21 protein-coding genes and 1 tRNA gene are annotated in these 16,682 nt (G+C 46.8%); 5 read left to right on the forward strand and 17 right to left on the reverse strand.

The window, feature by feature from the left end:
* Positions 1-156 precede the first annotated feature (156 nt).
* Both HV229_RS25260 and HV229_RS25265 read left to right on the forward strand, forming a co-directional pair.
* Positions 157-702, forward strand: coding sequence for a hypothetical protein (locus HV229_RS25260; protein WP_061588876.1), 546 nt, complete (start codon positions 157-159; stop codon positions 700-702).
* Positions 665-811 carry a hypothetical protein gene (locus HV229_RS25265; RefSeq protein ID WP_167351074.1) on the forward strand — a complete coding sequence of 49 codons (147 nt, stop codon included), beginning with the start codon at positions 665-667 and terminating at the stop codon, positions 809-811. The genes HV229_RS25260 and HV229_RS25265 overlap by 38 nt, the downstream gene beginning before the upstream one ends.
* Positions 812-857: 46 nt before the next feature.
* On the opposite strand, the gene HV229_RS25270 is transcribed toward HV229_RS25265, so the two are convergent.
* Genes HV229_RS25270 through phoH form a run of 4 tightly spaced genes read right to left on the reverse strand, consistent with a single transcriptional unit; the run spans position 858 to position 2,486 of the window.
* Positions 858-1,103, reverse strand: a complete 246-nt coding sequence (locus HV229_RS25270) for a GrxA family glutaredoxin (RefSeq protein WP_138656995.1) — start codon at positions 1,101-1,103, stop codon at positions 858-860.
* On the reverse strand, positions 1,103-1,483 hold the full coding sequence (locus HV229_RS25275) for a Gp49 family protein (protein WP_058672023.1): 381 nt from the start codon (positions 1,481-1,483) through the stop codon (positions 1,103-1,105). The genes HV229_RS25270 and HV229_RS25275 overlap by 1 nt, the downstream gene beginning before the upstream one ends.
* 15 nt (positions 1,484-1,498) lie before the next feature.
* Entirely contained in the window at positions 1,499-1,702 is a 204-nt protein-coding gene (locus tag HV229_RS25280; protein WP_138656994.1) for a hypothetical protein, read from the reverse strand.
* Between the two features lie 10 nt (positions 1,703-1,712).
* Positions 1,713-2,486 (reverse strand): phosphate starvation-inducible protein PhoH, encoded by a 774-nt coding sequence (phoH, locus tag HV229_RS25285; protein ID WP_181547778.1) that lies wholly within the window; start codon positions 2,484-2,486, stop codon positions 1,713-1,715.
* A gap of 161 nt (positions 2,487-2,647) precedes the next feature.
* On the opposite strand from phoH, the gene HV229_RS25290 reads away from it, so the two are divergent.
* Positions 2,648-2,986, forward strand: a complete 339-nt coding sequence (locus tag HV229_RS25290) for a hypothetical protein (protein ID WP_131087327.1) — start codon at positions 2,648-2,650, stop codon at positions 2,984-2,986.
* A 31-nt stretch (positions 2,987-3,017) separates the two neighbouring features.
* Positions 3,018-3,665 (forward strand): hypothetical protein, encoded by a 648-nt coding sequence (locus HV229_RS25295; RefSeq protein WP_046340566.1) that lies wholly within the window; start codon positions 3,018-3,020, stop codon positions 3,663-3,665.
* A 673-nt stretch (positions 3,666-4,338) separates the two neighbouring features.
* On the opposite strand, the gene HV229_RS25300 is transcribed toward HV229_RS25295, so the two are convergent.
* The 7 genes from HV229_RS25300 to HV229_RS25325 form a co-directional block, all read right to left on the reverse strand.
* Positions 4,339-4,413: transfer RNA gene (locus tag HV229_RS25300), tRNA-Asn, on the reverse strand.
* Between the two features lie 740 nt (positions 4,414-5,153).
* Positions 5,154-5,459, reverse strand: a complete 306-nt coding sequence (locus tag HV229_RS25305) for a C-type natriuretic protein (protein ID WP_130715035.1) — start codon at positions 5,457-5,459, stop codon at positions 5,154-5,156.
* Between the two features lie 148 nt (positions 5,460-5,607).
* A complete protein-coding gene (locus HV229_RS25310; protein WP_004110177.1) occupies positions 5,608-5,820 on the reverse strand; it encodes a hypothetical protein in 213 nt (70 codons plus the stop codon).
* Entirely contained in the window at positions 5,804-5,980 is a 177-nt protein-coding gene (locus tag HV229_RS26415) for a hypothetical protein (RefSeq protein ID WP_100229812.1), read from the reverse strand. The genes HV229_RS25310 and HV229_RS26415 overlap by 17 nt, the downstream gene beginning before the upstream one ends.
* Positions 5,980-7,302 carry a DNA ligase gene (locus HV229_RS25315; protein WP_131405957.1) on the reverse strand — a complete coding sequence of 441 codons (1,323 nt, stop codon included), beginning with the start codon at positions 7,300-7,302 and terminating at the stop codon, positions 5,980-5,982. The genes HV229_RS26415 and HV229_RS25315 overlap by 1 nt, the downstream gene beginning before the upstream one ends.
* Before the next feature lie 34 nt (positions 7,303-7,336).
* Positions 7,337-7,813 carry a hypothetical protein gene (locus HV229_RS25320; RefSeq protein WP_176691752.1) on the reverse strand — a complete coding sequence of 159 codons (477 nt, stop codon included), beginning with the start codon at positions 7,811-7,813 and terminating at the stop codon, positions 7,337-7,339.
* 81 nt (positions 7,814-7,894) lie between these two features.
* The gene (locus HV229_RS25325) at positions 7,895-8,689 is read right to left on the reverse strand and encodes a hypothetical protein (RefSeq protein WP_130715037.1); all 795 of its coding nucleotides are present in this window, start codon (positions 8,687-8,689) and stop codon (positions 7,895-7,897) included.
* Positions 8,690-8,872: 183 nt separating this feature from the next.
* On the opposite strand from HV229_RS25325, the gene HV229_RS25330 reads away from it, so the two are divergent.
* Positions 8,873-9,943, forward strand: a complete 1,071-nt coding sequence (locus HV229_RS25330; RefSeq protein ID WP_130715038.1) for a hypothetical protein — start codon at positions 8,873-8,875, stop codon at positions 9,941-9,943.
* Here HV229_RS25330 and HV229_RS25335 read toward each other — a convergent pair.
* The 6 genes from HV229_RS25335 to HV229_RS25360 all read right to left on the reverse strand — a co-directional run bounded on the left by HV229_RS25335 (position 9,927) and on the right by HV229_RS25360 (position 16,297).
* Positions 9,927-11,111 (reverse strand): DNA primase, encoded by a 1,185-nt coding sequence (locus HV229_RS25335; protein WP_233622553.1) that lies wholly within the window; start codon positions 11,109-11,111, stop codon positions 9,927-9,929. The two genes, HV229_RS25330 and HV229_RS25335, sit on opposite strands and share 17 nt — an antisense overlap.
* Positions 11,112-11,202: 91 nt before the next feature.
* The gene (locus tag HV229_RS25340; RefSeq protein WP_181547780.1) at positions 11,203-12,543 is read right to left on the reverse strand and encodes a DnaB-like helicase C-terminal domain-containing protein; all 1,341 of its coding nucleotides are present in this window, start codon (positions 12,541-12,543) and stop codon (positions 11,203-11,205) included.
* 60 nt (positions 12,544-12,603) lie between these two features.
* Positions 12,604-13,329, reverse strand: a complete 726-nt coding sequence (locus tag HV229_RS25345) for a hypothetical protein (protein WP_130715040.1) — start codon at positions 13,327-13,329, stop codon at positions 12,604-12,606.
* Between the two features lie 191 nt (positions 13,330-13,520).
* Entirely contained in the window at positions 13,521-15,224 is a 1,704-nt protein-coding gene (locus HV229_RS25350; RefSeq protein WP_131405960.1) for a P-loop NTPase fold protein, read from the reverse strand.
* Between the two features lie 48 nt (positions 15,225-15,272).
* On the reverse strand, positions 15,273-15,626 hold the full coding sequence (locus HV229_RS25355; protein WP_160859104.1) for a hypothetical protein: 354 nt from the start codon (positions 15,624-15,626) through the stop codon (positions 15,273-15,275).
* 5 nt (positions 15,627-15,631) lie between these two features.
* Complete coding sequence (locus tag HV229_RS25360) at positions 15,632-16,297, reverse strand: AAA family ATPase (protein WP_023315962.1); 666 nt, start codon at positions 16,295-16,297, stop codon at positions 15,632-15,634.
* Positions 16,298-16,682 lie beyond the last annotated feature (385 nt).

Here is a 16,682-nt window from a genome sequence, read left to right on the forward strand (position 1 = left end):
TAATAGGTATGGAATCATTAGAGGGCGATTTCTTTAAATCTGGAAATATTGGGGGTATCATTTTGGCCAGACCTAAAAAGAGGCATAACCATGCATATGACGGTGGGTTAGGGTACAATACGCCGACTTATACTAATAATGAGGGATTCAAGGTAGATGCACTCGCATAAGTTAGTAACCCCAGGCTTGGCTTCGCTCCCTGGCGATCTGTCCTACCTAGATATAGAGTTTGTTTTTTCAGGCAATGAAGATCGTAAAGCCCAGTACCGTTTAGTCTTCTGCCCACCTTCATTAGATCCTGTTGCCGCGGAAACCATGCACGGCATGTTGGGGGCCGATGTTTATACATTATGTGTATCCGTTGTTAGCTTTGTCGACATGATTCAACTTGACAGGGAGCAGGAACAATTACAGAATCCAGTTGTTGGCGAAGAACCAATTAACGTGTTTGCCAAACCTGAAGGTTCTTTTAGCCTTACTCTTAGTGAACTACAGTATCTTTACGGTACATTAGTTGACTTCATGATCAAAGTTGCCGACAATGAAGGCATACAAATTTTGTTCTTTGCAGCAGAACGCGAAGAACTGATAGCCACATATGAAAGATATGTGAAGAGGCTTACACGACAGCGTGGCCTAACTTACTTAAATGACGGAGCTTCCTATGCGATACGAACACAACACTACCCAAAACAAGGGTAAGATTGATTTCAAAGCGATCCATGCTAGCAAAGTCGAAATGATGAAACAGTTCATGACCGCTAAAGCTGAAGCTGAACGTAAGGGTGAAGTGGTCTTTAAACCACTGTAATCATTCGCTAGCAGTTATGAAAAGGCCCATTCGGGCCTTTTTTGTTTTATAGTGTACTCACCAACGCCGCAAATTCCTCATAACCCCCGATAGACTCACCATTTACGAACACCTGCGGTATGGTTTCCACCGGCTTGCCAACCAGGTCGCTTAACTTCTCTTTGTCGATCCCAGCAGACACAATATCGATGTATTCGTAATCACCAAAGCCGCGGCCGTGCAGCTGCTTCGCCAGCTCGACCGCACGTTTGCAGTATGAGCAATTATCCCGTCCGTAGATAACGACCTTCATCACTTCACCTCGTGCAGCTGCTGCTTGAGAAGATAGCCTTCCAGGGGCCAGATTTTGGCAATCGCGTTCTGGCGTGCAATTTTACGTCCAATCTCCGGATCAAAGTTCTCCGGGCTGGCGCACGCAGACTCGCCGGTGACGACAAAGCCGTTGCGCAGCACCAGAACGCAGAAAGTTAGAAGAGATAGCACCTCATATTCTTTTCCCAGATCGTCTTTGTTGTGCCAGATTTGCTCAACTTCTTCACCCCCCGATTTAGCTCCATCATACGCGCTAAAATAATGCTCGCTTTGAATAATGCCCTCAATGCGTTCCGGGGTAACACGCGCGGCCGTTTTGCCTTTGGCCACAATCTCTTTTTCGATATCCATATCGGTCATTTTGGTTTCCTTACGTTAAAAACGAGCGATCCGGGCACGAAGAATCAGGTCATACGCCTTCATCGTGTCCATCTGCTTAATGAGGATGATGCGGTCGACATACAGCAGGCGAGCAAACTCGTCGCCGGCAATGTACGCCTCCAGTTCTTTTATGCGGCCACACAGTTCTTCGTGTTCATCCATGACACGTTTCTGTTGTGGCAGGTACTCTTTGGTCACTGGCTTTCCCTTACTGATAGGCTTCCAGTGCGACTTTGCATAGCTCAGAACGCACGCAGTCTTCGGTCGCAAACTCAATAAGGCCAACATGGGAGGAAGATTTAAAACGCTCCAGTGCATCTTCCAGACCAGACTTAACATTGCCTGGCAGGTCGCATTGCGTCACATCTCCGTTCACAATGACGGTTACGTTCTCGCCCATACGGGTCAGGAACATTTTCATTTGTGACGCTGTAACGTTTTGCGCCTCATCCAGAATGACTACAGCGTTCTCGAACGTGCGCCCACGCATGTAAGCGAAGGGAGCAATCTCTACTTTGGCCACCTCTGGCTTTAAGCAATATTCAAGGAACGAGCCACCCAAACGCTTCTGTAACACGTCATAGACGGGACGGAAGAACGGAGCGAACTTCTCGCTCATGTCGCCCGGAAGGAAGCCCAGATCTTCTTCTGCTTGCAATACCGGACGCGTCACGATGATCTTCCCGACTTCCTTATCCAGCAGACGCTGCGCTGCGACGGCAGCAGCCAGGTAGGTCTTACCGCAACCGGCTTCACCAGTGGCGAACGTCAGAGGTTTGGTATCGAGGGAGATAAGATAGTGGGCCTGGGCCTCGTTACGAGCTTCGATGGGAGAGTTGTCGCGCTTAGGTTTTGGTGGCAGAGCAGGGGCGGCAGCCAGCTCGTCAACGATGATTGTGTCAATTTCGTAGCCGTGTATGCGTGGTTTTGACTTCAGAGCCTGACGAGCTGCGCGACGCGCCTGTTTACGTTTGTTTCCCATATTGAGTCCTTTCAAGTGAGTCACTGAAAGAACTATACCTGCAAAAATGGCATAAGGTAAGTATGTAGTTACCTATTTTTTGCGGGTGAACATTTTTGCTTTAGATTTTGATCGTTTGTAGTGTGATAATGTCTCAATTCACCACGTGCTCGGTTAACAACATGAAAATCTTGGCGACGTTAATGTCCGCTTGTGCTCTTGTCTCGCTACCAGTTGTCGCAGCCCCTATCAAATTCAATTGTGAAGGTGTATCTGTCGTTTATTCACCCCTTCAGATCCCAGTTGAAGGCGCAGAGTACAGACCTATTGGCCTAGTTGTTCGTGGGATCTCGGCTACAAATATCAGCACAGCAGTGGATTGGTCTGGAAGTGATGATGACAGTATGCAGATTATTGGGACGATAAATAATGAACCGGTCAACCTGATGTACAGACCTCTCAAGAAAAGAGTTGATTTGTATTCGGGGGCTGCCCGCTTCAAATGTGAGCAATTAGATTAACTTCGACTAGTGTGCCTGCGCTGGAGAGTTTATGTGGGATTTGTTGAGCGGATTGCCAAAGGAAACATGGGCCTTAATAGGGGCTGCGTCAGCCGTTATTGCTCCACCAATTATAGTTGGAATAAAAGAGAGCATCTTTGAATCAAAGAAGGCAAATAAGGAACGGCTCTACATGAGCGTTCAGTTAATTTTTGTGCTTGATAAATTTACCGCTGACTGTGCTCATGTCGCCTATGACGATGGTTATCCAGATGGATGCCCACCGGTAGGACATGCAGTTGCCCAAGTCCAAACCCCAACCTTCGATTTGTCGAACGTTAAAGGCGAAGCGAAGCACCTCAATGCCAATTTTATTTACAAACTCCACAAAATTGAAATTAAAAAGATACAAATAGCAGGACGACTCAGTGATGAGGCATTGTTCGACGACCCTCCTTATATGACAGCCTACTTCGAATTGAGACGACAGTTGTATGGTGAATTAGGGCTTTATACCGCGAAACTTATAAAAGAAATCTGCCGAGAATATAAAATCAAGCATGACACCTGGGGTGATGGTTGGAATCCAGAAGAAGCCATTAAACAAACCCTCGCCGCAATGAAGACCAGACGTTCAAAGGCAATAATCCGCAGTAAGCAGAGGAAGGCCCAGATGGTCATGAAAGAAATCAATAAGTGATTTTTTCATACAAAAAAGGGGCCGAAGCCCCTATCTAACAACTACTTGTTTCGTTGGCATCTCGCGAATAAAGCAAGGGCCAAAATGGTTAGAATCTGGCTCTGTAGTGGAGCCTGTAAAAACACAGTAAACATGTCAGCCATCGAAAGATTCCTCGTTTCGATTTAAGAAGCACGTTACGAGACCAAATTGACGTAGATTCATCTTAGTTGTAAGATGAACTTGTATTGACGTATCCGTTCTCGTAACGCGATATGAGGTTTTTAACGATGGCAGTCGTTAAAAACCAGAAAGAACTCCCGTTCGGGGGTTCTTTTTTTTTTGCGTAGTAGTCACTTTCCCATTGCACTTCCCTCTCGTTGTATGAAAACTCGGATTGTAGCATTTCCAATAGCTTGTTTAGAATTTGCATAGCATAGCACAACCCACATGCGCATGTAGGACTGACAGGAATTGCCCCACAACGTATAAAAAAGTTTGTGATTATCAAAGAAAAAAGGGGCCGAAGCCCCTTTGGATTATGGTTTGCGCTAAAAAAGTGTTGCTACGATGCTAAAAAGCAATGGTTAAGAACGTCTGCCGTGTCTATCACAGCGCTGAACGGTTTGGCGACATTTGCGGAGTCTTTCCGTTCGGACGGTGGTGGCGAACTCCAAACCGTTCAGCGCTGTGTTGGCGATGGTGGGTGGACTCGAACCACCGACCAGTTGATTAACAGTCAACCGCTCTACCACTGAGCTACACCATCATATTTCGCGGCGGTACTTGTTGATGGACAACCAGGAACTTTCCCGCAACTTGCACTTTACGTTAGTGCCAGACGAGGCTTGTGGCTCGCTCACATAGAGCAAAGATCTGGAATCCTTCTCGGTGGTTGACGGCCGCCAGATTCTTCGATCTTATTGGATGTATGGAATCATCCATGTTGTGGAACCAGGGGCTACATAGGCAACAATGATTTCACCAGAGGGTTAAAGAATCCTGCTTTCACAACGTTGAGGCCACTGAACCGATTTATGTTCGACCCAACATATTGATCAGTCACTACAGCTCTGTGGAATCACCTGTATGATTAAAAGAAAAACAGTGACCTCAACGTTGTGCGCTGGCTAACCAAGCCAGCCGGGTTACGTCGCCGCTTTTAACCCAAGATTAAACGACATAAGTAATGGAAATGACGTAACAGGATGGACGGTCAGCTGGCTGAAACCGGGATGATGGAATGGAATGAGGAAACCAACCGCCCATCCTGTTACTTCATCGAATAGGGCATGGGTGGTGCAACATGCCCTATCCTGCGTTCTACAATCACACTCGCTCAGTGTGTCCCATTTCGGTGACGAGGCTGGAAACTGACCTCGCTGGTGTTTGGCTTCTTAGGCTACTGCCAGGTACGTATCTTCGTTTGCAGTTATATTTAACGTTCAAACAGTCGCGTCTCAACGAAAACAAATGAATCTTATACATAACAGATAAGTAAGTAAATACTTATTTTTCTGTGACTCGTTCAGTTGCTATCTTTTTGACCAAGCTCACCTTCTGTTCCGGCGTTCTAGTGATGATGGCCGTAAAACGCTTCGCTTGAATAGTGATAGTTTCGTTCTCCTTCAGTTCGCCGTAGTGAGTCTCCAGCAGAGAACCCAGGCGCCACAGACCGTCATCTATGCGTTTATGGCTGGCAAATCTGATCAGCAGTAGCTTTACGATTAACTGACCAGTGTAAAAGGCATATCCGAAGCCGGCCGCCACAAGGTAGGTTGCCAGCCACCAGTCGAAAGAGGTCAAATTGCTCATTTCCGCACTCCCGTCTCGTGAACAACCCGATACAGACGCTTACCGATGCGAAGCGTTTTGGTTTTCAGTTCCTGCCTGACCAGGTCGCGACAGATACTGAAGCCGAGGGCCACGCCCCCAGCAAAAGATAATAGGATGTATGGAATCATTAGAACGCCCCCGCCTCAGTCAATTGCTGCAACAGTGAGTGTCCTTTTTCAGTGAGTTGATAGTTCTCCACACATCCCTTTGGCGAAACGTTAGCGACAAGATTCATGCGTTCCAGTTTGGCGCGGGTCTTTGGCTTCCAGTTAGCGTAGAACTCCTTCCACTGGCTGATTTCACGCAGAGTTTCTTTCTCCCGTTTACTTAGCATGATCATCCTTAATATCCTTCAGTGTGTACGTGATATCTACAATGCGGTAAATGCGGCCACGTCTCTGCATGACACCGGCTTTTACGTAATCGTTGATGCAGCTGGACGTAACCAGACTGCCGATAACAATGCCGACGACCAAAATTACAATCATCCAGCCGAGCATCAGTCTTTATCTCCAATACGGTCTTCGGTATCTCGCAGACATTTCGGCCACTTCAGACGTGGGTGGCGTAAGCTACCGTCTGGCGTTTTCTCATGGCAGTGAACCTCAACGATGCGTCCACGATACTTCTCCTGATTGTTCCAGATCTCGTCCAGGTACTTATGCTTGATACCGCTGGCACGAACGATGACGCCGTTCTCCAGACGAATCACTATCTTGCCCAGCGTATGCGCAAAGCCAGAGTCCGGGTCGCCTGGCTCGAAGTCGATGATTTCACCGTCTTCGGAATCCTCGTCTTTCAGCTTCCACCAGCTGCGGGTGCGTTTGAACTCGTAAACAGAATCCGGATCTTTGCCCATCTCCCCCTCTTCGTTCTCGTCCAGGCGCTTCATAAAGCGTTCGATAAAGTCTTCATGGCTATGGATGATGTAGAACGGATGCAGGTGGATATCTTGCGCGTAATCTTCCCCGCAAGTGTTGCGGAATAACGCCACCAGCATAGCCAGGCGCTCTTTCAGCTTCATGCCGGTCTTCAGGTACTCTTTGCTTTTTGCCTGAGCACGCCACTCCGGTAAGAAGAAATCGAAGATGTGGTAAACGGCACCAATGGCTGTCACGTTCTTCTTGCGAAGCGCCGACACGGACTGGTTGAACGTACCTGCAGTACCCTCACCATCGAAAAAGATGTGCTTGAAACCGGAGAGTCTGCCTCGCTCCAGCATGGCCGGTTTAAGGTGATCGAGTGACGTAATCGGATTGCCGGTACGCGTCAGGAAGTTCACCTCTTCCTCGTCAACGATGACTTCGCAGATAACCCGGAGACCATCGAGTTTGAGGCTGCCGATCATTGGCCACTTGGCCTTTGGATTTGGTTTAAATGGGTATTTGTCGCCTTTCTCCTTGTACGGAGACGCCAGCTGTACCTCAAACTTCGGAATTGGGTTTTCGAACACCTTGTTGCACAGACTGATACCGACACCGGCTTTCGGATCTTTCAGCAGGAAGCGACGAAACACGTCCTGCCCGTCAGCGCACATTGAGGCAACGAGTGATTCGACAGCAGTAACGGCCGCGTTCCCGGTCAGTTCGCGCGCCGCCAGCTTCTCCAGCAGCTCTACTACCTTCTGGTCGCTGGGTACGGACGTATCGAGTGGCTCGGCCACTTTGTACTTCTTCACACCGAATCGAATGAATGGGTTGAGCATTAGCGAGACCATGCTCTGCTCAAATCCATCAAGATTGGCCAGCGCCTCTTTCTTGGCGTTTGTTCCCATCGTTTTTATGGCATCCAGCTTGTGCTTTAGGGCGATCAGTTTTTCCATTAGTGTTTAACCTCCATCGGTCGCTCGGGAGTTTTCATGTGTTTTCTTTGGTTGCTTCTTCAATGAGTGCCGCGTACACGTCAGTGACGGGCGCCAGTGAATCGGTGGACGTGGTTTTGGGTTTGGCTGGTTCTGTTTTCTTCGTGCGTTTAACCAGACTGTTAATCGTCATGGTGTTGCGCTTCCGGGTGAGCGTTCTGGCATGGTCGTTTTGCTCTTCCACTTCTTTGATAAGCGCAGTCATATCGATGAAGTAGAGCTGTTCGCCTTTGCGGATCTCTTCGACCATCATCTTCAGCGCCTGGCATTTGCCGGCAGCAATGGCCGCAGCGCAGGACTGGAACGATGTAGCCGGGAGACGCTTCTCTTTGTAGGCGAGGATGGTGTGCTGGCAGACTGTATAGCTGCAATGAGCCTCATGGCCGTTGATCTTCACTTCCGGACAGCGCAGCGAATAACCGTTGTTTCCGGAGATAGACGGGATTTTCGACAAATCTGTTCTTGTGGACATGCTTATAACCGTAGTCGTGTACTTACTTATTGAGCGCAGTTTAAAAAAGCCCCACCAGGGGGCTAAATGGTTTATCAAGGCTTACCAGGTCGCCCAGCCAGTCATTTTGTCCTGAGCGGCTTCGAACCGGTATGGCTCCAGTAAATCGTTGGCATGGTGGACGGCGTATGATTTTGCCTCCTGTTTAATCATCGGCAGCTCGTTGGCCAGGCGTGCCACCTGCCCTGCAAAACTGGCGAGTACACCGTCACATGCCTGACCCGCGTCGACAATGATACGCACCAGGTCTAAGTCGCTACGGCACATATCGCAGATGATGCCGTATTCCACCTCACGAATGCGCTCAACGGCCTTTTTGGTATCGCCACTGACCACCAATTCCAGCAAACCAGGTGGGGTTGTCAGATCTGTTACGCGTTCGGTAACTTCAGGCAGTTCGACAATGCTCAGGAACGCCGCGATAGACGGATCATCCTCTACACCAGCCCTGCCTTTGATCGCGCGAAGAGTTGCGTCGACAATTTCCTCAAATCGTTCACCTTCATCACACACCGCCTGATTGGTGTAGACAACGCGGCCGTCGTACCATGCACCGGCACGTACTTCGACCGTTGCGTCCTTCATTTTGCGAGTGAACGCCACGAGTGCCGCGCGTTTCTGTTTAACACCAGGCAGCTCCGGGGACTCTCCAAAACGAACCCATACCCGCATGTATTTCGAGCCTTCCCCAAGAGGTGCGGTGCCCACAGACGTGGCGATGTGCTCCAGCGCAGTTTGGATCGCCTCATCGATAATCTTCTGGCGCTCTTCTGTATCAATTTCTACGCCTGATTTGTCGATAATTACGGTAACGGACTTCTGAATATCTGCTTTCATAAAGGTTCCTCAATTCCTTCGTCGCGCATATTCTTACAAAAAAATAAGTATGTATCTACTTAACAATATAGGCATTTTGTTTCGTTTATAAAAGATGCTCTTAATCCTGCCCAGTTGTAGCAGTCACGTCACTTCTATATGATTTCACTTAACTAATACGTTAAACACACAAGGCTTAGGTCTATGACAACGTTGTCCAAAAACGTGATGCAACACAGGAAGGTATTGAAAGAAACCGGTTTGGCATTTGCCAAATCTATACCGCTTGTTGGGCCTCATATTGAGGCAGCGGAAAAAATGTTCACGTTGTTCTCAGAGATAAATGCTACGACTTGTCGTGATCGATTCAACCGTTACATTATGGGCATTGGTGAAATTTGCGACGATGAGGTCGATATCTCAAGAGAACACTTTTCGGCGTTAGTCAAAAAGCTCGTGCTTGATGATGAAGACAAGAAAACAGAATACTACATCCGCTTGACGGTAAGCCTAGCCCGCAGCAGCCTTAACGACGATGAACGACTACTTTTTATTCATATATTAAGTGAATTAACCTGCTCTGATATCGATTATGCCCGCAAGCTCTACATTGCAACGAATGCTTCCATCAAAGGTTTTAAAACATCAGCATCAGCTCAAGCCAGCATCACATCACAAAAAAAAGCACTGTCTCTGCGCTCACTCAATAAGCTCATTTCTTCAGGACTTGTTTACGAGGATAGAACAGGTGAGATCAAGGCCAATCCGGGCTACAAACTAACAAGCGATTTAGAGCGTCTTTTGGGATTCATTTTCCATAGTGACGATCTACAACCTACGGCATTGTCCATTGAATCGAAAGAAGAATATGACGTCATTATTATTGACAGCGACAAGATTTACCGAGGCTCATATCCAAACATTATCTATCGTCAGCTTCGGGCTGCTGGAGTTAAAGTTTGCATAGAGAAAAGTGAAGACTGTATTGCCTACAAGCTAGCAACGCTCTTCATTTCCGTCAAAACAGGTAGCGGGTTGAACGGTCTTGGCGAGTGGATAAATTATGGCGATATTAGCGTCCTCACACATTTAGATAACAGCACTAATCGCTTTTATGAAAGTGCATTCAGGGAGACAGTCGACCGCGAGCATTTTTCACCTGGAGACGACGATTCGTCATTCGATGCAAGTAAGCTAAATAACGCACTAAATAAGGTAGCTGCGTTTGTTTTAGACCGACTATCTCCATCTATAGGAACTAAATTAAAGCCTTAATTCCCCGTACCTTGCTTTGTAGCTCCAACTGTCTGGAGTACGGCTTGGCACGATAATAGGCTTTTAGTATCTGCTCTGGCGTCGCGTCGCCGGGGTCGAGACCTTCTTCGCCCAGACAGGCCACTTTGACATTCAGTCCGATGCTGGTGAGACGTTTGGCCGCTGACATGGTGTTGCGGATCGCTTGCTTTTCGCTGTCCCACATCATGATGACGTTGCGTAATCCACGCGCCTTGAGCGTCAGGAACGCGCCTAACTGATCTTCAGCGTCCTCATTCATATTTCCGGACAAGTGCATCCCGAACGTGCCAATTGGCTCTACATAATCCCGCAGCGTCTCTTCGTCGAAGATGGCTCGCTTCACGCCCATTACGTCAAATGCCCCTTCACACACAACGACCGTTTGTTTTCCGACTGCATTGTGGCCGTTGTAGAGAAACTTACCCGACGCCGGCAGCTGCATCGGAAAGAGGTAACGGCGTTCTGCTGCACCGGTAATGTCACGCCCTTGGAAGGTCTTCATCACGCCATCCAGATCGTAAACCGGTATCAGGATGCGCATATCAAACACCTGCCCTTTGACCTGGTCTGTGTACGGATCGACGTATGCGTGCTTGCCTTCGACGCAGTAACGCAGATCAAAGTATTTGGCCAGATCCGGGGAGATATGGCGCTCCACCAGATAATCAGGAAGACGACCGTCAATGGGGAGTTCGTAATGTCGCGGGAGAGCTACTGGCCCTTCGAGTTCAACCTTGCTGGCCAGCACGACCTCTTCCTTCTTCGGCGCCCATCCTTGTGAGATCAGCGCGTTCTGGACGTACTCTTCAAAATCGCGACGGGATTTGCCGCTGTAGTGCTTGAGGAAGACCAGCTTGTTGAACTGAATCTCTTCGGGATGATCACCAGCAAAGCATTTGCCGACGCCATTGGTCAGGTTGAAATAAACCTTCCAGTTTGAGCTGCCGCATACCGGACACTCCTTGATATTCACCTCACGTCCACGAGTACTGACGCCACCACGACGGTAGATGATTCCTTCCATATCGAGCCATTGTTCAAAATCCAGCTCGGTCAGTAATTCTTTCAAGTCGCTCACGTTCTTAACCCTACTTTTTGCAGGTAATATCTCGATAAGCCTCGGTATTTGAATACCATAAAGGCTCATGTGTTTTTTCTTTTGTGGCTTTGGCAAAAGAGAAAATTTGTTCTCTTATGGAGACCGGCGTGGAGAGCGTTTCTCCACGCCTTCTTTTTTTTTAGAGGACGTCCATAATGCGTTCGATGAATCGCATTTGTTCGAGGTTCTGCTTAACGCGGATGCTTACGCCGCCTTTCTGGTTACGTGAACCAGCGAAGTACAGACGCGCTTCGCCTTTCGCTTCTTCCTCTTCCGTTTTGTTGATCGTGATAACGAGGTCAGCGATACGCACCTTCTCGATGTTGTCCGCTGCGTGCATCATTGTGGCCACCTCTGAAGCACCACCTTCCCTGTTAGTCTGCGATGCAGTGATGCCGGCAACGTTGTGTTTGTCGTACAGCGCACGCAGGTCAGTGTAGATGCTGCGAATGTTGGCGCGGTCGTCGCGGAGGTCGTAGCTGGCACGCATCAGGTCGGCGTAGTCGACCACGACCATGTCGAGGATCATGCCATTGGCTTTCATGCTGCCCAACATACGATCCAGATCTGCAGGCGACATGCTTCCGGACGGTCGTTCAACAATCCACAAGCTCCCCACGCCTTTCGTCGCGCCCAGCTCTGCCAGTTTGCGATGGACGTCGTCGCGGCGCTCCACCAGCTTGGACATTTCGGTCTCAGACAGACGGGCGTCAAAGCGATCTGACAGAATGGAGGTGTGAACTTCCAGCGACAGATACAGGACGTTGTAACCGGCAAGCGTGGCGTTGATGGAGAACTCACCCATCGCTGTCGATTTACCAGACTTCGCGAAGCCCATGAACAGCACCATTTCACGCTTTGCCCAGCCTTTCTGGTAAAGCAGCTTGTCGAGCAGCGGTAGACCCGTCGTGATGCTGTTTGGCACGTAATCGTCGGATGCTTCATACTCACGCGCCTTGTAACGCTCTGCTGATTCAGAGAAGTAATCGTAAATGCCGGTCGCTTCGTTAGAGCCGATTTGCTGGACTTTGGCCATGATTGCCATTGCGCCCTGGAAATCGCCCTTCTCTTTCATCTCAGCCGCTTTAATCAGCGCGTCGTCGAACGCTACGCTTTTGGCAAACGTCGCGACCTGGTCGACCATGTACGCCGTATCTGACAGCTTCTCCGCGAGAATCCGCTTAAACGCCTCAACGACGTCGGGGAACAGCTCTTCGCGGATCGTCTTATCGCGTTTGGCGCGTTTGAGCATGTCGAGGATGGCCGACGATGATGGTGCGCTCTTATACATTCTGTAGTAGCCCGACACCATGTTCACCAGAATGGCGTTGGCCGCATTGGAGAACTGGTTTGGCGCAACCAGATCACCGGCGCGAGTGAGAAATTCATGGTCGCGACAGAAGTAGGCTGCGAGTCGATTCTGGAAATCGTCGTCGAACTCTTCAGACAACCCTCGTCCTGTGTGGCAAAGTTCGGTCATGTGCTTTCCTTTGGTGCTTAAACAATTTGTTTTCTAATACTAAAAAAGCCAAATAGGGGATCAACAGAATCGCCGTGCTTCTTCCAGTTCTTCCGGGAAGTGCGCGTAAATCACACGCTCAGGCACGATTTCCATCAACCAGACAGCGGAGAAGATGATGCGGACGCGTTTGTCTCGGGTAATGCCACGCAGACGCTCCAGAACCCACTCAAAATAGCGTTCTTGAATCGGGTCGTCCTGCATGTCTCCCAGATGCTTAAAACTCACCAGAGAGTCATCCAGACGGGTTACAGCGCGTTTGGCTAACTTCTCTTCGAAAATCTCGATCAGCTCGGGCTGCCAGAGATGCTGGGGGCGAGGTAATTTGTCCCACAGACGGCGTGCAGCTGCGGAAAGAACGGTAGAAATAAAGTAGTCATAAGAGCAGCAGTACTGGTCGGCAAACTGGCGTGCTTTCCAGAGAGACGTTTTGTTGGCCGTCGACAGCTCCTGATACGGCACACGTTTCAAACCGGTAGTGAATTGGGCCGTCTCATAGTGCTCGCGGCCATGCGACAGCATGATGTATGAGTACTGGCGCTTGTATGCCTCAGTGAAGAGGCATGTGGCCATAAGCGGGTGCATGTCGCGGTAATCGAACCACTTTGTCTCGAACAGCTCTGCCTCATCCTTACAGCGTGACAGCCCAATATTCTCGGCCACCCACTTGTCCATGACTGTGGTGTCCCACTCGGTCATGAAGTCGTACTGGTCGTTGTTAATAGTGTTAAAGAAGATCTGGCTCATGTGCTTTGCTCGATAGGTAGTTACTTACTTATCATAATGAGCGAATCATAGCGACTGGAGACTGTTTTTGGAAGTGGAAACGGAAGGGAATGTGTCTGGGAAGTTGGCATAGAAAAAGACCTGCTCCCGTATAAATAATAATAAGTAACTTAGTATTTATATACGAAAACAGGTTCACAGAAGTATAATTTTTAAATTGTTTTAATAATATACCTTACCCTAAATTCATTTAAAGAAGACAATTTAGAAATCCTTACAAGTGCATCTTTGGCCTTTCTGGTTATCTGCTCTTGCTCACTGGTGGGATTAGTTAAGTTGTCAAATTTTAACAGACCATTTTTGACTAGATTCATCACATCTCGTTCACATGTTGTCATCCAATTGAAATAGTCATCCTCACTAAAATTATTCAAAGCATCAACATCTCTTGGGTTATAAGAATTGCCTGCACTTAGCTTAATTAGTATATCTTCTAAAGAAATCCCTTCATATTTAAGTGCAACGATTCGATTTTTAATGACACTTGACAATTTTTCAAAATTTATATGTGCATCTATTAAATCTGAATACGCTAAATTTATATCACATCTTTCGAAAAATGCATCAGTATATTTCGTAATGTAGTCGTCACAATCTTCCCCTAGAGATTCCAACATTTCCATTAAACTGGATACCCTACCCAATGGAAGATCACAAAGATTTTCTTCAAATAGCTTTTTAATTTCAGAAATAAAAACAAAATCATTCTTTGCAAAGGACCCAGTATAAATAGCCCAAACATCATTAACTTTATTATTCAATGTGATATTAGTATAATCTTTATTCTTCTTTTGGATTACTTCACCAAGATTACTTGCAGCGATTTTATAACCATGTTTTAGATGAAAGTCAATATCATCATCAAACACACCATCGCATCTATTAAAAACATCTTCGACATTACCTACAAATAGATGCACAGGTGTTTTGTTATCTACTTCATCGTCTGGAATGTAGTATGCATTTGTATTAATGAGAGTTTTGAACTCTTCGTAATCGACGTCATGAACCCCAGAATAGTAGACAAATGAAAATAAAGCTACTCTATTGACAAAGTCAGCTCTAACCTGTTCATGTGCTTCGCAAAGGTCTTTTTCATATTCTGCAAGCATATTTTTAATTTTAATTAATATCCGAATGTTTTTAATATCCAAATGCAATACAATTTCTTTTAAATATTTATAGTTTTTATCATTTTTAAAAAAAACTTTATCCAGGTTATCAATGGCCATTGGGGAAAACATAATATCTAGATCTACAATTTTCTCTCTGTACTCTGAGAATTGTTTTTCCTCTTTTGTCCCCTTGAGATTGTTTTCATTATAAACCAGTATTATTTTACAGTTTTTCTTTCGGGCTAACTCATCAATCAACCCCATGATATCCTTTATCTCTAAAGAGTTACCTTTTCTTTCTAAATCGTCAAAACAAATTACATAATCCTTTACAAACGAATATTCAACAGCCGAAACAAAATTTCCCGCTCTAAAACCTATAGACGTATTGTCGAAATATTTTATAATGAACTTAGATAATCTATTATATTTTAAACAATAACAAATTTTGGAAAGGAATTTCCCATTCACTATTTTATCTTGTTCAACAAGTGTCTGCCTATACTTTTTTTCATTTATTGGAGTCGCCAAATGAAATATTTCTTTCTTAATTTCATTTATTGAGTTTTTTCCAAAAAGAGAAATATATGAGTAAGCACTTTTATTTAGCGAATTAACATTTTTGTGATAGTACCCATTCCAAAAATGTGTTTTCCCTATCCCCCAATCACCTTTTATTACAGCAACCTTATTGTCTGAATTGAAAAAAGTGTTTAAGACTTCATCCAAATTTATCATCATTTATGCTCTATTTGACAAATGTAAAAGGCGCCTCTCAGCGCCTTTTACTTAACCTTTCTTCATCAGCTCACGCTTGATTTCATCGGTGCGCATCGTGACGTCGGCAGCGGTGATCGCCTCGTTCAGTTTCACGATGTCTTCGATTTCCTGCGGCGACTTCTCTGCCAGATGGAAAATGGCTGCGCGAATCACGTCAGAACGGGTGAACTTCTCGAAACGAGGGATGAACTTCATCATCTCCAGCAGATCGAAGTACTCGTCTTCCAGCGACATTGTGCGGCTCTTAATCTTCTCTTTCCCACGAGTCGGACGCCCCTGCGGTCTGACTGGCTGGCGCATTGGGGTGCTGCTTTTTACCGGTTCTTCCGGATCTTTGCGCTTTGCAAGGTCTCCCATTCTCATGGACATTATTCTTCCTCCAGACTCATGATGTAATCTACAAACTCTTCAAACTCGGCTTCTGCCTTCTTATCGCGTTCGGCGCCAGTCATTTCAAAGATAGAACGACCTGCCTCTTCCGCATCGTCATAAACGTTACGGTTGTACAGGTTAACCGGCGCAGCCTCGATGCCGAATGTCTCGACAATTTCTTTCGCCGCCAGAATACGTGACGCCTGGGAAGGCAGTGACGGACACTGGTTCACTACCGCGCGGATCTTCACAGTCTCGTTCACGTTGCGAACGTTGTCGATAATCGGGTCGATATCACGCAGGGATTTCAAATCACGACGCTTAGGGCGAAGCGGGATAATGATGAAGTCTGCCAGCAGCATCGCTTGTCGCTGAATTTCGGAGTCAAAACCACCCGCATCAATGACGACGTAATCGTAGCGTCCCTTCAGCGATTTGATGTGTTTGACGATGTCGTCCTGAACGTATGCGAACGGGATTAGCTCAAGATCTTCGTTCTGGCGACGGTCTTCGCACCAGCTCGTTGTGGTGCGCTGAATATCAATGTCGGTGACGTGAGTCTTCTTTTTCTTTTTAACTTTGAGGCATACCGCAATTTGCTGGGCAACGGTAGATTTGCCTGGGCCGCCTTTTGTGCCGCCAACCACAATGATCCTGGTCATTGGTGAGTTCCCTTTGCGTGAATTATTGTCGTATGAAACAACTTGTTTTCTTATATGCGATATAGCCTAAATGCCTACGGCTACGGTGTAAAGGTGAAATGATAGGCAATGCAGGGTGTTAGCTCACAGAGCAAACTAACAGTTGAATGTTTGGCCAATCAGCCTTATAGTGAATGTACGGAAAGACGCCGTACATATGACGGGTTTGACCGATAATATTATTGATGCTTGAAATGACTATATAAATACTGATCTTACTGAATAAATACCGTTTAAATTACTGTTACTAATCGCTTATATACTGACATTAAATTATTGAGTTGATACTGAAATAGCTTATATATCTGACACTTATATCATTTAATTATATCTAGACAAAGAAGTG

It is taken from the genome of Citrobacter sp. RHBSTW-00524, from assembly GCF_013747755.1.
Taxonomy (GTDB): Bacteria; Pseudomonadota; Gammaproteobacteria; order Enterobacterales; family Enterobacteriaceae; genus Citrobacter; species Citrobacter braakii.

Excerpts from the sequence above, each read along its gene's own strand:
- HV229_RS25260 (WP_061588876.1), top strand. The coding sequence starts at position 157 with ATGCACTCGCATAAGTTAGTAACCCCAGGCTTGGCTTCGCTCCCTGGC.
- HV229_RS25265 (WP_167351074.1), top strand. The coding sequence starts at position 665 with ATGCGATACGAACACAACACTACCCAAAACAAGGGTAAGATTGATTTC.
- HV229_RS25270 (WP_138656995.1), bottom strand. The coding sequence starts at position 1,103 with ATGAAGGTCGTTATCTACGGACGGGATAATTGCTCATACTGCAAACGT.
- HV229_RS25275 (WP_058672023.1), bottom strand. The coding sequence starts at position 1,483 with ATGACCGATATGGATATCGAAAAAGAGATTGTGGCCAAAGGCAAAACG.
- phoH (WP_181547778.1), bottom strand. The coding sequence starts at position 2,486 with ATGGGAAACAAACGTAAACAGGCGCGTCGCGCAGCTCGTCAGGCTCTG.
- HV229_RS25290 (WP_131087327.1), top strand. The coding sequence starts at position 2,648 with ATGAAAATCTTGGCGACGTTAATGTCCGCTTGTGCTCTTGTCTCGCTA.
- HV229_RS25295 (WP_046340566.1), top strand. The coding sequence starts at position 3,018 with ATGTGGGATTTGTTGAGCGGATTGCCAAAGGAAACATGGGCCTTAATA.
- HV229_RS25305 (WP_130715035.1), bottom strand. The coding sequence starts at position 5,459 with ATGAGCAATTTGACCTCTTTCGACTGGTGGCTGGCAACCTACCTTGTG.
- HV229_RS25310 (WP_004110177.1), bottom strand. The coding sequence starts at position 5,820 with ATGATCATGCTAAGTAAACGGGAGAAAGAAACTCTGCGTGAAATCAGC.
- HV229_RS26415 (WP_100229812.1), bottom strand. The coding sequence starts at position 5,980 with ATGCTCGGCTGGATGATTGTAATTTTGGTCGTCGGCATTGTTATCGGC.
- HV229_RS25315 (WP_131405957.1), bottom strand. The coding sequence starts at position 7,302 with ATGGAAAAACTGATCGCCCTAAAGCACAAGCTGGATGCCATAAAAACG.
- HV229_RS25320 (WP_176691752.1), bottom strand. The coding sequence starts at position 7,813 with ATGTCCACAAGAACAGATTTGTCGAAAATCCCGTCTATCTCCGGAAAC.
- HV229_RS25325 (WP_130715037.1), bottom strand. The coding sequence starts at position 8,689 with ATGAAAGCAGATATTCAGAAGTCCGTTACCGTAATTATCGACAAATCA.
- HV229_RS25330 (WP_130715038.1), top strand. The coding sequence starts at position 8,873 with ATGACAACGTTGTCCAAAAACGTGATGCAACACAGGAAGGTATTGAAA.
- HV229_RS25335 (WP_233622553.1), bottom strand. The coding sequence starts at position 11,111 with ATGAGCCTTTATGGTATTCAAATACCGAGGCTTATCGAGATATTACCT.
- HV229_RS25340 (WP_181547780.1), bottom strand. The coding sequence starts at position 12,543 with ATGACCGAACTTTGCCACACAGGACGAGGGTTGTCTGAAGAGTTCGAC.
- HV229_RS25345 (WP_130715040.1), bottom strand. The coding sequence starts at position 13,329 with ATGAGCCAGATCTTCTTTAACACTATTAACAACGACCAGTACGACTTC.
- HV229_RS25350 (WP_131405960.1), bottom strand. The coding sequence starts at position 15,224 with ATGATGATAAATTTGGATGAAGTCTTAAACACTTTTTTCAATTCAGAC.
- HV229_RS25355 (WP_160859104.1), bottom strand. The coding sequence starts at position 15,626 with ATGAGAATGGGAGACCTTGCAAAGCGCAAAGATCCGGAAGAACCGGTA.
- HV229_RS25360 (WP_023315962.1), bottom strand. The coding sequence starts at position 16,297 with ATGACCAGGATCATTGTGGTTGGCGGCACAAAAGGCGGCCCAGGCAAA.